Below are 15,236 nucleotides of genomic sequence, written 5' to 3' on the forward strand. Positions count from 1 at the left end.
TCAGATGGCCTCCAACTTCAGTACCCGCATCCGAGTCCTCGGCGCGTCCCTACGGGCCTTCCTGGTGCTCACCGTGATCCTGGGCATCCTGTACCCGCTGTCCATGACCGGCGTCGCGCAGGCGTTCTTCAAGGACAAGGCCGACGGATCGATGGTGAGCGTGCACGGCAGGGACGTCGGCTCCGGCCTGATCGGCCAGTCGTTCGACCTGGTCGACGCGCAGGGCAACGCGCGCAAGTTCGACGCGGACGGTCGCGAGGTGATCGCCACGGCGGACGGCGAGGGCTACACCTACCTGCAAGGCGGCGGCGCGCTGACCGCCGAGCAGGCCGAGGGGGTGGGCACGCTGCCCGACCCCAAGTGGTTCCAGCCGCGTCCGTCGGCGTCCAACTACGACGGCCTGGCCTCGGGCGCGTCCAACTACGGCCCCGAGAACCCCGTCTTCGTCAAGCTCATCGCCGACCGCAAGGCGCAGGTCGCCAAATTCAACGGCGTGGGCGAGGACAAGGTGCCGGTGGACGCGGTCACCGCGAGCGGATCCGGCCTGGACCCGCACATCTCCAGGGCGTACGCCCTGCTCCAGGTCGAACGGGTGGCCAAGGAGCGCGGCGGCCCGGGCGCGGCCGAGGTGCGCGCATTGGTGGACAAGCACGTGGACGGCCCCGACGCCGGATTCCTCGGCCAGGAGCGGGTGAACGTGCTCGACCTCAACATCGCGCTCGCCAGGCTCGCCGGCTGACCCCGGCGCGGTCATGGCGGGCACGGGGCGGGGAGTGCCGGTGTCGGCACTCCCCGGCCCGCGGCAGAGAATGGGTGACATGGCACGCGGCAAGCTCCGGATCTATCTCGGTGCGGCGCCCGGTGTCGGCAAGACCTACGCGATGTTGGGCGAAGGGCAACGTCGGCGCAGGCGCGGCAGCGACGTCGTGGTCGGTTTCGTGGAATGCCACGGGCGGCCCACCACCGAGGAGGCACTGGTCGGTCTGGAGGTCGTTCCCCGGCGGGAGATGACCCACCGAGGCGGCTCGTTCACCGAGATGGACGTGGACGCCGTCATCGCGCGGCGACCCAGGATCGCCCTCGTGGACGAACTGGCGCACACCAACGTGCCCGGTTCGCGCAACGAGAAGCGCTGGCAGGACATCGAGGAGATCCTCGACGCCGGCATCGACGTGATCTCCACGGTCAACGTGCAGCACCTCGAATCGCTCAACGACGTGGTCGAGTCGATCACCGGCGTCCCGCAGCGCGAGACCGTGCCGGACGAGGTGGCCCGCCGGGCCGACCAGATCGAACTGGTCGACATGGCGCCGGAGGCGCTGCGCCGGCGGATGGCGCACGGCAACGTGTACGCGCCGGAGAAGGTGGACGCGGCGTTGTCCAATTACTTCCGGGTCGGCAACCTGACCGCGCTGCGCGAGCTCGCGCTGCTGTGGACCGCGGACCGAGTGGACGAATACCTCCAGCAGTACCGCAGCGAGCACCAGATCGACGCGACCTGGCCGGCGCGGGAGCGGATCGTGGTCGGCCTCACCGGCGGACCGGAGGGCGAGACGCTGCTGCGCCGGGCGGCGCGGATCGCCACCCGCGGCTCCGGCGGCGAGCTGCTCGCGGTGTACGTCTCGCGCAGCGACGGCCTCACCGGCGCCTCGCCCGAGGCGCTGGCCAGGCAGCGCGCGCTGGTCGAATCGCTCGGCGGCACCTTCCACTCGGTGGTCGGCGAGAACGTGCCCACCGCGCTGCTGTCCTTCGCGCGCGGGGTGAACGCGACGCAGATAGTGCTGGGCAGCAGCCGGCGCAAGCCCTGGCAGTACCTGTTCGGCCCGGGTGTGGGCGCCACCGTCGCCGCGCAGTCCGGCGACATCGACACGCACATCGTCACGCACGAGCACGCGGGTGTGGGGCGGGTGCTGCGCCCGCTGCGTTCGCCGTTGGGACGCGGGCGGCGGATCGCGTCGTGGGCGGTGGCGGTGATCGGTCCGGCCGCGCTCACGTACACGCTGGACGCGACACGTGACAGTCACGGCCTGTCCACCGAGATGTTGCTGTTCCTGACGGTCACCGTCGCGGTCGCGCTGATCGGCGGGCTGTGGGCGTCGGTGTTGACCGCCGTGGTGTCCTCGATACTGCTCAACTACTACTTCACCCCGCCGCTGCACAACCTGACCATCGACGACCCGGAGAACATGCTCGCGTTGGGCATCTTCGTGCTGGTCGCGCTGTCGGTGGCCTCGGTGGTGGACCTGGCGGCCAGACGCACTCATCAGGCCGCGCGAAGTCAGGCCGAGGCGCAGACGCTGAGCTTTTTGGCGGGCAGCGTGCTGCGCGGCGAGCAGGCGCTGCCGGCGTTGTTGGACCGGGTGCGCGAGACGTTCGCGATGGAGTCGGTGGCGCTGCTCCAGCGCGAGGAGCACCACAGCCCGTGGATGTGCGTGGGCAGTGTGGGGCCGCATCCGGCGGTCCGGCCCGAGGACGCGGACGTGGACGTGCCGGTGTCCGACTCGTTGGCGTTGGCGTTGTCGGGCCGGGTGTTGCCCGCCGAGGACCGTCGGGTGCTCGGCGCGTTCGCCGCGCAGGCCGCGGTGGTGCTGGAGCGGCGGCAGTTGGTCGCCGAGGCGGCCCAGGCGCGCCGGCTCAAGGAGGGCAACCGGATCCGCACCGCGCTGCTGGCGGCGGTCTCGCACGACCTGCGCACGCCGCTGGCCACGATCAAGGCCAGTGTGTCCAGCCTGCGGGCCGAGGATGTGAGCTGGTCGGAGGAGGACGAGGCCGAGCTGTTGGCGGCGATCGAGTTCGGCGCGGACCGGTTGGACACGCTGATCGGGAATCTGCTGGACATGAGCCGGCTGCAGACCGGGACGGTGACCCCGCTGATGGGCGACATCGGCCTGGACGAGGTGGTGCCGGGCGCGCTGGCCGGTGTCGCCGAGGACCGGGTGGCGCTGGACATCCCCGAGACGCTGCCCGCGGTGTGCGCGGACGCGGGGCTGCTGGAGCGGGTGCTGGCCAACGTGATCGAGAACGCGGTCAAGCACAACCCCGAGGGCCGCCGGGTGCACGTGTCGGCGGGAGCGCTCAAGGGTCTGGTCGAGCTGCGGGTCGCCGATCGCGGCCCGGGTGTGCCGGACGAGTCCAAGGAGCGGATCTTCGAGCCGTTCCAACGCTTGGGCGACGCGCCGAAGGGCAATGGGGTGGGACTCGGCCTGGCCGTCGCGCGCGGCTTCGCCGAGGCCATGGACGGCACGTTGATGGCCGAGGACACCCCCGGCGGCGGGCTGACGATGGTGCTGGCGCTGCGGACGGCCGGGTCGCCCACCGCGGGCGCGGTCGAGGGGCGAACCCCTGCGGCCGAGGAACGAACCACTTTGGAGGAACGACGATGACACGGGTCCTGGTCGTCGACGACGAGCCACAGATCGTGCGGGCCCTGGCCATCAACCTCAAGGCACGAGGCTACGACGTGGACACCGCGGGGGACGGTACGGCGGCGCTGACCGCCGCCGCCGACCGGCATCCGGACGTGGTGCTGCTGGACCTGGGCCTGCCGGACATCGACGGGGTCGAGGTGATCAAGGGACTGCGCGGCTGGACCCGGATCCCGATCATCGTGTTGTCCGCGCGGCACGCGTCGGCGGAGAAGGTGGCCGCGCTGGACGCGGGCGCGGACGACTACGTGACCAAGCCGTTCGGGATGGACGAGTTGCTCGCGCGGCTGCGGGCGGCGGTGCGGCGTGCGGTGCCCGAGGAGGAGGCGCCGGTCGTGGTGACCGACTCGTTCACGGTGGACCTCGCGGCCAAGCGGGTCTCCCGGGACGGCGCCGACGTGCGGCTTACGCCGACCGAGTGGCATCTGCTGGAGGTGCTGGTCCGGCACGCGGGCCGGTTGGTCAGCCAGCGGGCGCTGCTGCAGGAGGTGTGGGGGCCGCAGTACGGGACGGAGACGAACTACCTGCGGGTCTACATGGCGCAGTTGCGGCGCAAGCTGGAACACGACCCTTCGCATCCGCGGCATCTGCTCACCGAGCCGGGGATGGGGTATCGGTTCGAGGGTTAGCGCGTCCGTTGTGCCCGCGTGCGGTCCCGGTGTCGGTTCGGCCGAGCGGGTCGGGCCCGTCGGCGGGTGATTTCGGGCAGCGGGAGGCGGTGGGTTAGGCGGTACCCTTGCCGGCATGAGTGGTAGCGCAGCCGGGGTGGAGCGTCGGTCCGGGCGATTGCGGCGAATGCTGGATCGGTGGACGTCGACCCATGAGGAATTGCACGCCGAGGAGCTGCTGCACGACACCCAGCGGCTCGGCTGTACCAAGATCGTGGACGTGGTCGAGCGGGATCTGATCACGGTCGGCGGCACGTTGCGGACGGTGACGTTTCGGCCGCGAGCGGGCGTGCCCGCGCTGGAGGCCGAGTTGTACGACGGCTCGGCCGCGTTGTCGGTGGTCTGGCTCGGTCGGCGGCGGATAGCCGGGATAGAGCCGGGGCGGCAGTTGGTCGCCCACGGGCGGGTGAGCACCACTCAGGGGCGGCCTGTCCTGTTCAACCCCAGGTACGAGCTGCGCCCCGTCGGCCGAGAGTGAACGAGTGACCGCCCACATGGAAAAGCCCGCCTCCGACTCGGCCGCCGAGCAGCCTGCCCCCACCGACAGCGCGGCCTCGATGATCGCCGCCTTCGGTGGCGTGCGCGGCATGATCGACATGACCGTGCCGGGGCTGGTCTTCGTGATCGCCTACACGATCAGCCGCTCCACCTGGACCTCGGCGATGACCGCGGGCGGCGTCGCGCTGGCGTTCGCCGTGGTGCGGATCGCGCGTCGCGAGACCCTGCAACACGCGCTCGGTGGCTTCCTGGGTGTCGCGCTGGCCGGCTGGATCGCGGTCAAGTCCGGCAAGGCGGAGAACTTCTACGCGTTCGGAATGCTGCTGTCCGGCGGCTACGCGCTCGCGTACCTGATCTCGCTCCTGGTGCGCTGGCCGATCATCGGCGTGGTGCTCGGCCCGGCGCTGGGCGAGAACTTCACCTGGCGGCAGAACCCGGGCCGGTACGCGGCGTACCGCAAGGCCACCTGGGTCTGGTTCGTCATGTTCGTGCTGCGGATCGTGATCCAGATCCCGATCTACTGGTCCGGCAACGTCACCGCGCTGGGCATCGCGAAGGTCGCGTTGGGCGTGCCGCCGTTCCTGGTGGTCTGTTACATCACCTGGCTGATCATGTCGAAGGCGCCGCCGCCGGTGCGGGTCGTCGACGAGGACGACGACGACGAGGTCGACGGGGACGGTGTCGGCGAGCGGTCCGCGGCGGGTGGCGGCGCGGTGGACGGCGGTGCGTCGGCGGTGGTCGAGCAGCGCGACGAGCGGCGGGAAGACCGCGTCGCGGATTGAGCGGTGCGGGCGCGGTTCGCGTTCCGGTGCGGCTCCTGCGCGGTTCCGGTGCGGTTCCGGTGCGGTTCCGGTGCGGGTCGGGCGGCCCGGGGGCGGGCGTGGGCCGACCGAGAGGTGGCTCCGCGCCGGCGATCGGATCCGTGTCTTTGCGCGGCGCGATAGGGGCTCCGGTTCATGGGACGACCGATGATTCGAGCCGTGTGGCGTGTGCCGGGCAGCCGTGTGGCGTGCACCGGGTGCGGTCGCGAGTTGATCATCGGAGTGATCATTCGAGCACCACATCCCGGTCGATTCCGGAGAATTTGGGCCAGGTGCGGTCCAATCAGCCGTTCCCGCATGATCCCGTAACTGGGCCATTAGCGTCCCCGTTAGACCTCCAGTGGACGAAGGAGGCGGGGATGGTGGCCGGAAACGGTGACCTCATCGCATTGGTAGCGGAAGCCGGTTTCTCCCGGCGCGAACTGGCCCGCTGGGTCAACACGGTCGCCGAACGGCGCGGCCTGCACCTCGGGTGCAGCCACACCTCGGTGGCTCGTTGGCTGGAAGGCGCCCAGCCGCGCTGGCCGATTCCCGAACTGTTGGCCGAGGCCCTCGGACGACGGCTGGGATGCGAACTCACGGTCGCGGACCTCGGGCTGTGCGACCGGCGGCCACCGACCCCCGACTCCTTCGACGGGCTGAACGTCGCCCGGACCGCGGCCGAAGTCAGACACGCCGTGGCCGAATTGTCGGAGAGAGACATGAACCGCCGTACTTTCCTGGCCAACACGGCCTTCGGCGTGGGGGCGTTCGCCGCTCCCGCGTTGTTCTGGTCGACCGCGTCCCGGGCCGAGGGTGAGCCCGAGAGACTCACCTCGCACGGGCCCACCACCGTGCGCGACGCGGACGTACTACGCATCCACCAGACCGTCCTGGCCTTTCGTCGACTCGACCGCGCGCAAGGCGGCGGGGATCTGCGGGACACCGTGGTCAACCACCTCAACGGCGTCGCGCGCACCAAGCTGGCCGGCTCCTACGGCGAGGAAGTGGGTCGCCGGTTGTTCCGCGCGGTCGCCGAACTCACCGAACTGGCGGGCTGGTTGTCGTTCGATTCCGGCCGGCACGCGCTCGCCCAGCGCTACCACATCCAGGCGCTGCGGCTCGCGCAGGCGGCCGACGACCCGGCGTACGGGGCGTACGTGATGGCCAACATGGCCTGCCAGGCGGTGTACCTGGGGCACGGCTGGGAGGCGGTGCAACTGGCCCGGGCCGCCGATCAGGGGGCCGGCGACAAGCTGGGTCCACGGGCGCGGGCGATCGTGGCCGCGATGGAGGCGCGCGGCTACGCGGCGATGGGCGACCGGCGCGCGTGCGAGCGGGCGATGGGGGTCGCCGAGCGGCATCTGGACGCGGCCGGCGCGATCGAGGACGACCCGTCGTGGTGCAACTACTTCGACGAGTCGGAACTCCAGCACGAGTTCGCGCACAGCCATCGCGACCTCGGCCTGCCGGAGAAGATCCACGGCTTCGCGGGCGAGTCGATCAAACTGCGCCGAGCGGGCGCGTCCCGCCGGTGTGCGCAGGACACCACCTTCATGGCCGCGGCGCACCTGGCCCAGGGCGACCTGGACGCGGCGTGTCTCAAGGCCACCGACGCGTTGCGGATCGCGGGCAATCTGTCCTCCGCGCAGTGCAACGACTTCCTCGCGGACTTCCGCAGGCGGCTGCGCCCGTACGGCAGGGAGCCGATCGCGCGCGCGTTCAGCGAGGAGGCGGACCAGGTCATGGGTGACCTGGCCGCCGCCTGAGCCGTCGTTCGAGGGCGCCGTCGGTCAGGCCGACAGCAGCTCCTCCAGTTCCTCTTCGCGGTGCGGCGCCGCGACGAACAAGAGTTCGTCGCCGGCCTCGAGCGAGTCGTCCTTGCCGGGTACCAGCACCCGGCCCTCGCGGATGATCGTCACGAGCGCCGTGTCCTCGGGCCACGCCACGTCACCGACGCGCGTGCCGACGAGGGCGGCGTCGCCCGGAAGGGTCAGCTCGACCAGGTTGGCGTCACCCTGGCTGAACCGCATCAGGCGGACCAGGTCGCCGACGCTGACCGCCTCTTCGACCAGTGCCGACATCAGGCGCGGCGTGGACACCGCGACGTCCACGCCCCACGCCTCGTTGAACAGCCACTCGTTCTTCGGGTTGTTCACCCGGGCGACCACACGCGGGACGCCGTACTCGGTCTTCGCCAGCAGCGAGACGACCAGGTTGACCTTGTCGTCGCCGGTCGCGGCGATCACCACGTTGCAGCGCTGCAGCGCGGCCTCGTCGAGCGAGGAGATCTCACACGCGTCGGCGAGCAGCCACTCGGCCTGCGGCACGCTGTCCACCTTGATGGCGTCCGGTGCCTTGTCGACGAGCAGGACCTCGTGGCCGTTCTCCAACAACTCGGCCGCGATCGAGCGACCCACCGCACCCGCGCCCGCGATTGCGACCCGCATCAGCTCTCCTCCGGCGCTTTCTCGAAGGCCGCCTCGACGGCGGCCACATCCGCCTGGTGCATGACCACGTGCACGAGGTCGCCCTCCTGGATCACGCTCTCGGAGGTCGGCAGGATGCCTTCGCCCAAACGGGTGATGAAAGCGACGCGCGCGCCCGACGCCTGTTCGAGCCGGGTGATCCGGTGACCCACCCACGTCGAGTTCACGTGCACCTCGGCAAGCTGCACGCTCCCGGACGGGTCGCGCCACAGCGGCTCGGCGCCGCTGGGCAGCAGCCGGCGCAACATCTGGTCCGCGGTCCAGCGGACCGTGGCCACCGTCGGGATGCCCAGGCGTTCGTACACCTCGGCGCGCCGAGGGTCATAGATTCGCGCGGCCACGTTCTCCACGCCGAACGTCTCGCGGGCTACCCGCGCCGCGATGATGTTCGAGTTGTCACCGCTGCTGACCGCCGCGAACGCGCCGGCCTCTTCTATACCGGCCTCGCGCAGGGTGTCCTGGTCGAAACCGATGCCCTTGATCCGGCGGCCGGAGAAGTGCGACCCCAGCCGGCGGAACGCCGAGGGATCGCGGTCGATGACGGCCACCGAATGCCCCAGCTCCTCGAGCGTCTGGGCCAGCGTGGATCCCACGCGCCCGCAGCCCATGATGACGATGTGCACGGCCGTCCTTCCGGATTTGGTCCGTTGTGCCCGGTCTGATGCTCGTTTGTGGTGTTACCAGGGTGGCAGACCTCGCCGAGACGTTACACGTGGGAGCCTTGCGGCATGCCCCCGGCCCGGCGAAAGTCGATGGGCTTACGATCACCTGCGTGTCAAGACTGACCGATCTGTCCAAACGCATCCTTGTCGGCCGAGCCCTGCGCAGCGACAAGCTGTCCGAGACGCTCCTGCCGAAGCGCATCGCGTTGCCCATTTTCGCCTCCGACGCACTGTCCTCCGTCGCCTACGCGCCGGACGAGATTCTGCTCACCCTTTCCATGGCGGGAATGGCGACCTACCACTTCTCGTGGAAGGTCGGTCTGGCCGTCGTCGTGGTCATGCTGACCGTCGTCGCCTCCTACCGCCAGAACGTGCACGCCTACCCCAGCGGCGGCGGTGACTACGAGGTCGCGAGCGTCAACCTGGGTCCCAACGCCGGTTTGACGGTCGGCAGCGCGCTGCTCGTCGACTACGTGCTGACGGTGGCGGTGTCGGTCTCCTCCGGGGTGGCGAACATGGCCTCCGCGGTGCCCGCGTTGCAATCACACAAGGTGCTGTTGGCGGTCGGTCTGGTGCTGCTGCTGATGGCGATGAACCTGCGCGGCGTCCGCGAGTCGGGCAAGCTCTTCGCGGTTCCCACCTACGCGTTCATGGCCGCCATCCTGGGGATGACCCTGTTCGGCCTGATCCGCGGCGCCACCGGCGCGGACATGGAGGCCGAGAGCGCCGGGTTCCACATCGAGGCCGAGGACAGCTTCAGCGGCTTCGCGCTCGTGTTCCTGCTGCTGCGTACCTTCTCCTCCGGTTGTGCGGCGCTGACCGGTGTCGAGGCGATCAGCAACGGCGTACCGGCCTTCCGCAAGCCCAAGAGCAAGAACGCGGCCTCCACGCTGCTGCTGATGGGCACCATCTCGGTGACCATGCTGATGGGCATGCTGGCGCTGGCGAACATGACGAAGGTGCGGTTCGCGGAGGACCCGGCCAGTCAGATCCAGGGGGCGCCCGCCGACTACGAGCAGAAGACCGTGGTGGCCCAGGTCGCCGACGCGGTCTTCGGCGGCACGTTCGCGTCGCCGCTGTTCTACCTCGTGCTCGCGGTCACCGGTCTGATCCTGATCCTGGCCGCGAACACCGCGTTCAACGGCTTCCCGGTACTCGGCTCGATCCTGGCCCAGGACCGCTACCTGCCCCGGCAACTGCACACGCGCGGCGACCGGCTCGCCTTCAGCAACGGCATCATCATGCTGGCCGCGTTCGCGATCGTGCTGATCATCGCCTTCGACGCCGAGCCCACCAAGCTGATCCAGCTCTACGTCGTCGGCGTCTTCGTGTCCTTCACGATGAGCCAGGCGGGCATGATCCGGCACTGGACCCGGCACCTGAAGACCGAGACCGAGCCGGCCGCGCGCGGTCGGATGATGCGCAGCCGGGTGATCAACGCGTTCGGTCTGTTCATGACCGGCACGGTGCTGGTGATCGTGCTGGTGACCAAGTTCGCCCAGGGGGCCTGGATCGCGATCGCGGCGATGGGCGTGCTGTTCCTGCTGATGAAGCAGATCCGCCGGCACTACGACCGGGTCGCCGCCGAACTCGCGGCGGTCGAGATCGACGACACCAAGCTGCCCTCGCGCGTGCACGCGATCGTGCTGGTGTCCAAGCTGCACAAGCCGTCGCTGCGGGCCCTGGCGTACGCGCGCTACTCGCGGCCCAACGTGGTCGAGGCGGTCACCGTCAACGTCGACCCGGCCGAGACCGAGGCGCTGCGGCGGGAGTGGGACGAGCGCGGGATAGAGGTGCCGCTCAAGGTGCTCGACTCGCCGTATCGCGAGATCACCCGACCGGTGATCGAGTACGTGAAGTCGGTGCGCCGGTCCAGCCCGCGCGACGTGGTGAACGTGTACATCCCCGAGTACGTGGTCGGGCGCTGGTACGAGCAGATCCTGCACAACCAGAGCGCGCTGCGACTCAAGGGCCGACTGCTGTTCACGCCGGGGGTCATGGTGACATCGGTGCCGTGGCAGTTGGAGTCGTCCGAGCGGCTCAAGGAGCCGAAGGCGTGGGTCGCCCCCGGTTCGGTACGGCGTGGACCGGCGCGCACGCCGCGCGCCGGGGACGGTCGGCGGGGGTCGGGCGGAACGAGCAAGTCGGGCGGACCGACCAAGTCGGGCGGGTCGGGCGGAGCGGGCGGGTCGGGCGGGTCGGCGGGGGAGTCGGGATCGGGGTCGGGTTCCTGAGTCGGCTCGTGCGGGCCGGTTGATTCGGGGCATGGGCGTGGGGCATGGGTGTGGGGCACGACGGTGGGCGCGGGTTCTTCGGGTAGGGACTACCCTGGAACCGCGCCCACCGCCGTGAGGCGCTTTCTTTGTGTCGTCGTGTCGTCCCCGGGCGTCGCCGTCAGGCGCCGCCGGCCGAGGGATCACCGAAACTCTTGTCGATGTCTGTGCGAGCTGAGCTGTATGAGGAGTGCCGTGCCTGTCGGATCGACCACCCCCGAATCGGACCAGTCCCTGCGGGGTGAGCGGTACGAGGTCGAGATCGGCCCGGTCGCTCACGGTGGGCACTGCGTGGCCCGCCACGAGGGCCGCGTCATCTTCGTCCGGCACGGGCTCCCGGGCGAGCGGGCCGTCGTGGAGATCACCGATGGCGGGCCCACGTCGCGCTTCCTGCGTGGTGACGTGGTCGAGGTGCTGGCCGCTTCGCCGGACCGGATCACCCCCGCGTGCCCGGTGGCCGGCCCCGGTATGTGCGGCGGCTGCGACTGGCAGCACGCCACGCCCGCCGCGCAGCGCCGGCTCAAGGCGGACGTGGTGGCCGAGCAGTTGTTGCGGCTGGGCAAGGTCGACGTACACGTCGAGGTCGAGGGCGTGGACAGCCCGCCCGGGATGCCCGAGGGCCTCGGTTGGCGAACGCGCGTGCAGTTCACCGTGGACCCGGCGACCGGCCGCGCGGGGCTGCGCAAGCACCGCTCGCACGACGTGCAGCCGATCGACTCCTGCCCGATCGCGGCGCCCGGCGTCGAGGAACTGGGCATCGAGGCGCACGAGTGGCCCGGCGTCGCCTCGGTCGAGGCGGTCTCGGCGACCGGCTCGCTGGACCGCGCGGTCACCGTGGTGCCCGCCGAGGGTGCGGACGGGCGGATGCCGATCGTCGAGCTGAACCGCGCGGTGTCGGTGTTCCGGGCCGACGACAAGGGCCGGGTACGCAAGGTGCACGGCCGACCGGCGGTGCGCGAGGTGGCCGCGGGACGGACCTGGAAGGTCTCGGCGGGCGGCTTCTGGCAGGTACACCCGGCCGCGGCCGACGTGCTCGTGCAGGCCGTGGTGGAAGGGCTGGAGCCGCGACCGGGCGACCTGGCACTCGACCTGTACTGCGGCGTCGGCCTGTTCGCGGGCGCGATCTCCGAGCGGCTCGCGGACAGCGACACGATCATCGGGATCGAGAGCTCCAAGCAGGCGGTCGAGGACGCGATCCACAACCTTCGGGACGTGCCGGGCGCGCGGTTCGAGACCGGCACGGTGGAGAAGGTGCTGAGCCGACCGGGCTTCCTGCGCCGGGCCGACATCGTGGTGCTGGACCCGCCGCGCGCGGGTGCGGGCAAGGCGGTCGTCGAGCGGATCGCGCGGCTGACGCCGCGACGGGTCGCGTATGTGGCCTGCGACCCGGCGGCGCTGGCGCGCGACGTGGCGTACTTCGCGGGTGTCGGGTTCAAGCTGCGGTCGGTGCGGTCGTTCGATTTGTTCCCCAATACGCATCATGTGGAGTCGGTGGCGATCCTGGAGCCGGCGCCGCGTGCGGTCAAGCGGGACGGTGGGCGCGGGCGGCGGTGATCGGCCGTGGGGTGGTGGGGGTTGGTTGTGGGTGTGTGCGGGTGTATGGGTGTATGGGTGTGTGGGTGTAGGCGTTGGTAGTAGGTAGATAGGTGTAGGTGTAGGTGTGTTTGGTGAAGGGCCGTCCCGGCTTGGTCGGGGCGGCCCTTTCGTGTGTTCGGGTTCGGGGCTGCCGGGTTGGGTTGAGTTGGGATGGGGCCGGGTTAGGCCGGGGCCGGTGCCTGGGGCGGTGGCGGGGTGGTCCACCAGTCTTCGGCCGGGTGGGTTGCGTAGCGGGTGCCGGGGCGGGTGCGGGGGGTTGGGGTGGCGGGGGTGCCCGCTGTGGTGGGGGCGGTCACCCACGTGGGGGACGTGGGGATGGCGGGGGTGCCGTTGCGAGCGGTGCCGCCGACGAGGTCGGGGACGAGGTCGGAGTGCGCGGCGTCGTGGGTGGCCGTCGAGCCGTCGTTGTTGCCGCTGCCGTCGCCGTGTAGGCCGGGTGCGACCCGGATGCCGGTCACCGGGGCGATCGGGGCCGAGGGTGATGGTGCGGTGTGTTGGAGGTGTGGGCCGATTCCGGACGGGCGCACCGGGCGGGGCTCGTGGGGCAGTGGGGTGCCGACGACGGGCTGGGCCGGTGGGGTGGTCGGGTATGGGGGTGCGGCGCAGGTGCTCGGGGGTGGCGGGAGGGGCGGAGCGGACGCGGACACCGGCGCGGGTGGGGGCGGGAGGTCGGGCGGTGGTGGGGGCGGCGTCGTGGTGGCCATGCAGGTGGTCAATGGAGTGGTCGGCGGGGGTGGCGGAGACGGTGTGGTCGTCGAGGTCGTCGAGGTCGTCGAGGTCGTCGAGGTCGTTGTGGTCGGCGGGAGCGTCGAGGGGGCCTCGGGAGTCGGAGGCTCGGGAGGCTCGCACGAGGCCGTCGTAGCGGCGGGTGGTGGGGGCGCGGTCTCGTCCGGCGCGGCTGTCGGGGTGGAGTCGGCTGCGGGGGTGGTGGGGTCGCTGCTGGTGGGTTCGGGAGTAGTGAGGTCCGGAGTAGCGGGATCGGGAGTAGCGGGATCGGTGGCGGCCGGGGTGGTGGCCGGTGTACATGGGCGGGGTGGGGTCTGGTCGGTGATGTCGGTGGTCGTGGCCGCGCTCGATGGTGTGGGTTTCGGTGCTTCGGCGGGGCTCGGTGGGTCGGGCAGGGCGCACAGGCGGTCGCCGAGGTCGCGATACACGTCCTCCAGGCGCGTGGCGGCGGCTCGCGCGGCCGTCGGGTCGGACGCGTGCTCCTGGGCCTGGGCCAGGGCCTGGGCCGCCGCGCCGAGGTGCTCGTGCAAGGCGGCGCCCTGGGCGGCGAGTCGATCGGCGACGTCGGCCAAGGCGTGGCAGCGGGCGGTGAATCGCTCGGCGCCGCCGCCGGTCCAGATCCGCGTGCCGTGCCGGGCGGTCTCGGCGAGCGCGTCCCGCAGTTCGGCCAGCCGGGCGGCGGCCAGGCGCCAACCGTCGGCCGCGGCGCCGACCGCACCGGGTCGGGCCGCGTGGATCGCCGCGTACGCTTCCACGGCGTCGGGGGCGGTCATCGCGGCGCCACCGTGCGCAGCAGTGTGCCGACCTCGGCCTCGGCGTCGGTGAACCGGTCGGCGGTGCGGCCGAGTTCGACCCGGGTCGCGGCCAACTCCGCGCGGATCCCGGTCAGGAGGTCCACCATCCGGGCCGAGGCGCGGCGGTGCCGGTCGCTCAGCTCGGCGGCGCCCGGGAGCGAGCCGAGGGCGTCGGTGCTTAGTGCGGTGTCGGCCGCGACCCGGGCGGGCTCGGCGAAGCAGCCGCGCGCGAGGTAGTCGGTGCCGATGTTGTGCAAGCGTCGGACCAGACCGTGCAGTTCGCCGGTGTCGACGGTGTAGCCCGCCGCGCCGTCGCCGTCGGTGCGGGACATGCCACCACCCCCTGATGTGTGTTCGTGCCGTGTGCTCGATCGCCGGTCGCCTCGGGCGGGGGCCGGCCGGAACGCGGTGCTCGGTCGGGAATCGATCGAGGCGCCCTCCCGGGAAACGATCAGGTTGGCACACGGTCACTCTGCGTGCCGACGTCCTGTGGACAACCGGGGAAGTACTTCACTCCGGAGGGTGAAACCGCCCCGAAATCCGCTTGGTTGTCCACAGATTGTTCGGTGACGGGCGATTCGTCCGCTCCTCGGGCGCAACCTGGAGGCGTCGTGAACACACCGGACCGACAGCAGGCGAGCCGGACGAGCACCGCACGAGGGAGCGATCATGCACACCATTCAGACCTTCGCCGAACTGGACGACGAACTGGCCACCGTCGATTCCACGCCACGCGCGCTGGCCGCCGTCGCCCTCGCGCTGCACACCGTGCAGGAGGTGGTGCACGCCTGGAGCGGCAAGCCGGACCGGGGTGGCTGCCTGTGTCGGGTCGCCGACGAACTCGGCGACGCCCGGGAGATCGTCGCCCGGATCGTGGGTCCCGACGCCGACACGGTGGTTCCGTTGCCCGGCGGCGATCCGGCGAGTGTGCCGATCGCGGGGGCCGCCCGAGTGCTCGGGCGAGTGGCCAAGGTGCTCACGCTCCTGGCTCGGCAAGGAGTGGCGGACAACCCCTGCGGGGACTGGGCGCGGCTGGAGCCCGCCGAGCGCCGGGCCTGCGCGGCGGCCTGGGCGATCGTCTTCCGCAATCTGGTCCGGCTGCGCGCGGCCGAGGAGACCGCGACCTGGTCGGGCCGACCGCATCGGCACGCCCCCGCGATCCCGCAACGCCGGCGGCGCGGTTCGGCGCATGTGGTGCCCTTCCCCGCGCGGCTCGCGTGATCGCGTCGCGCGTGCCGGGCCCGCACCGGTTCCGTGCGGTGCGTTCGCTCGGGGCGCGTGTAGTGCGCCTGCTCGGCCTCCGTG

Annotated in this window: 13 protein-coding genes; 9 read left to right on the top strand and 4 right to left on the bottom strand. The window is 71.2% G+C overall.

Annotated features, from left to right (window positions below):
• The first annotated feature begins 4 nt into the window (after positions 1-4).
• The 6 genes from ACZ4FV_RS00495 to ACZ4FV_RS00520 all read left to right on the top strand — a co-directional run bounded on the left by ACZ4FV_RS00495 (position 5) and on the right by ACZ4FV_RS00520 (position 7,160).
• On the top strand, positions 5-739 hold the full coding sequence (locus tag ACZ4FV_RS00495) for a potassium-transporting ATPase subunit C (RefSeq protein ID WP_465321478.1): 735 nt from the start codon (positions 5-7) through the stop codon (positions 737-739).
• 79 nt (positions 740-818) lie between these two features.
• Positions 819-3,383, top strand: a complete 2,565-nt coding sequence (locus ACZ4FV_RS00500) for a DUF4118 domain-containing protein (protein ID WP_395859853.1) — start codon at positions 819-821, stop codon at positions 3,381-3,383.
• On the top strand, positions 3,380-4,054 hold the full coding sequence (locus ACZ4FV_RS00505; protein WP_078974940.1) for a response regulator: 675 nt from the start codon (positions 3,380-3,382) through the stop codon (positions 4,052-4,054). Before ACZ4FV_RS00500 ends, ACZ4FV_RS00505 begins: the two co-directional genes overlap by 4 nt.
• Before the next feature lie 115 nt (positions 4,055-4,169).
• Positions 4,170-4,571 carry an OB-fold nucleic acid binding domain-containing protein gene (locus tag ACZ4FV_RS00510; protein WP_395859852.1) on the top strand — a complete coding sequence of 134 codons (402 nt, stop codon included), beginning with the start codon at positions 4,170-4,172 and terminating at the stop codon, positions 4,569-4,571.
• Between the two features lie 4 nt (positions 4,572-4,575).
• Positions 4,576-5,373 (top strand): DUF3159 domain-containing protein, encoded by a 798-nt coding sequence (locus ACZ4FV_RS00515; protein ID WP_465321479.1) that lies wholly within the window; start codon positions 4,576-4,578, stop codon positions 5,371-5,373.
• A 398-nt stretch (positions 5,374-5,771) separates the two neighbouring features.
• A complete protein-coding gene (locus ACZ4FV_RS00520) occupies positions 5,772-7,160 on the top strand; it encodes a hypothetical protein (RefSeq protein WP_402229350.1) in 1,389 nt (462 codons plus the stop codon).
• A 24-nt stretch (positions 7,161-7,184) separates the two neighbouring features.
• On the opposite strand, the gene ACZ4FV_RS00525 is transcribed toward ACZ4FV_RS00520, so the two are convergent.
• On the bottom strand, positions 7,185-7,841 hold the full coding sequence (locus ACZ4FV_RS00525; RefSeq protein ID WP_078974936.1) for a potassium channel family protein: 657 nt from the start codon (positions 7,839-7,841) through the stop codon (positions 7,185-7,187).
• Complete coding sequence (locus ACZ4FV_RS00530) at positions 7,841-8,503, bottom strand: potassium channel family protein (RefSeq protein WP_395859849.1); 663 nt, start codon at positions 8,501-8,503, stop codon at positions 7,841-7,843. The genes ACZ4FV_RS00525 and ACZ4FV_RS00530 overlap by 1 nt, the downstream gene beginning before the upstream one ends.
• A gap of 149 nt (positions 8,504-8,652) precedes the next feature.
• Here ACZ4FV_RS00530 and ACZ4FV_RS00535 point away from each other — a divergent pair, with 149 nt between their 5' ends.
• A complete protein-coding gene (locus ACZ4FV_RS00535) occupies positions 8,653-10,776 on the top strand; it encodes an APC family permease (RefSeq protein WP_395859847.1) in 2,124 nt (707 codons plus the stop codon).
• 222 nt (positions 10,777-10,998) lie between these two features.
• Positions 10,999-12,369: a class I SAM-dependent RNA methyltransferase gene (locus tag ACZ4FV_RS00540; RefSeq protein ID WP_402229346.1), complete on the top strand. Its 1,371-nt coding sequence runs from the start codon at positions 10,999-11,001 to the stop codon at positions 12,367-12,369.
• Between the two features lie 203 nt (positions 12,370-12,572).
• On the opposite strand, the gene ACZ4FV_RS00545 is transcribed toward ACZ4FV_RS00540, so the two are convergent.
• Together ACZ4FV_RS00545 and ACZ4FV_RS00550 are read right to left on the bottom strand one after the other, a co-directional pair.
• On the bottom strand, positions 12,573-13,910 hold the full coding sequence (locus ACZ4FV_RS00545) for a hypothetical protein (protein ID WP_465321482.1): 1,338 nt from the start codon (positions 13,908-13,910) through the stop codon (positions 12,573-12,575).
• The gene (locus ACZ4FV_RS00550) at positions 13,907-14,263 is read right to left on the bottom strand and encodes a hypothetical protein (RefSeq protein ID WP_402229342.1); all 357 of its coding nucleotides are present in this window, start codon (positions 14,261-14,263) and stop codon (positions 13,907-13,909) included. Before ACZ4FV_RS00550 ends, ACZ4FV_RS00545 begins: the two co-directional genes overlap by 4 nt.
• 337 nt (positions 14,264-14,600) lie before the next feature.
• On the opposite strand from ACZ4FV_RS00550, the gene ACZ4FV_RS00555 reads away from it, so the two are divergent.
• On the top strand, positions 14,601-15,152 hold the full coding sequence (locus ACZ4FV_RS00555; protein ID WP_395859843.1) for a hypothetical protein: 552 nt from the start codon (positions 14,601-14,603) through the stop codon (positions 15,150-15,152).
• Positions 15,153-15,236 lie beyond the last annotated feature (84 nt).

Source organism: Embleya sp. NPDC025285 (assembly GCF_055558835.1).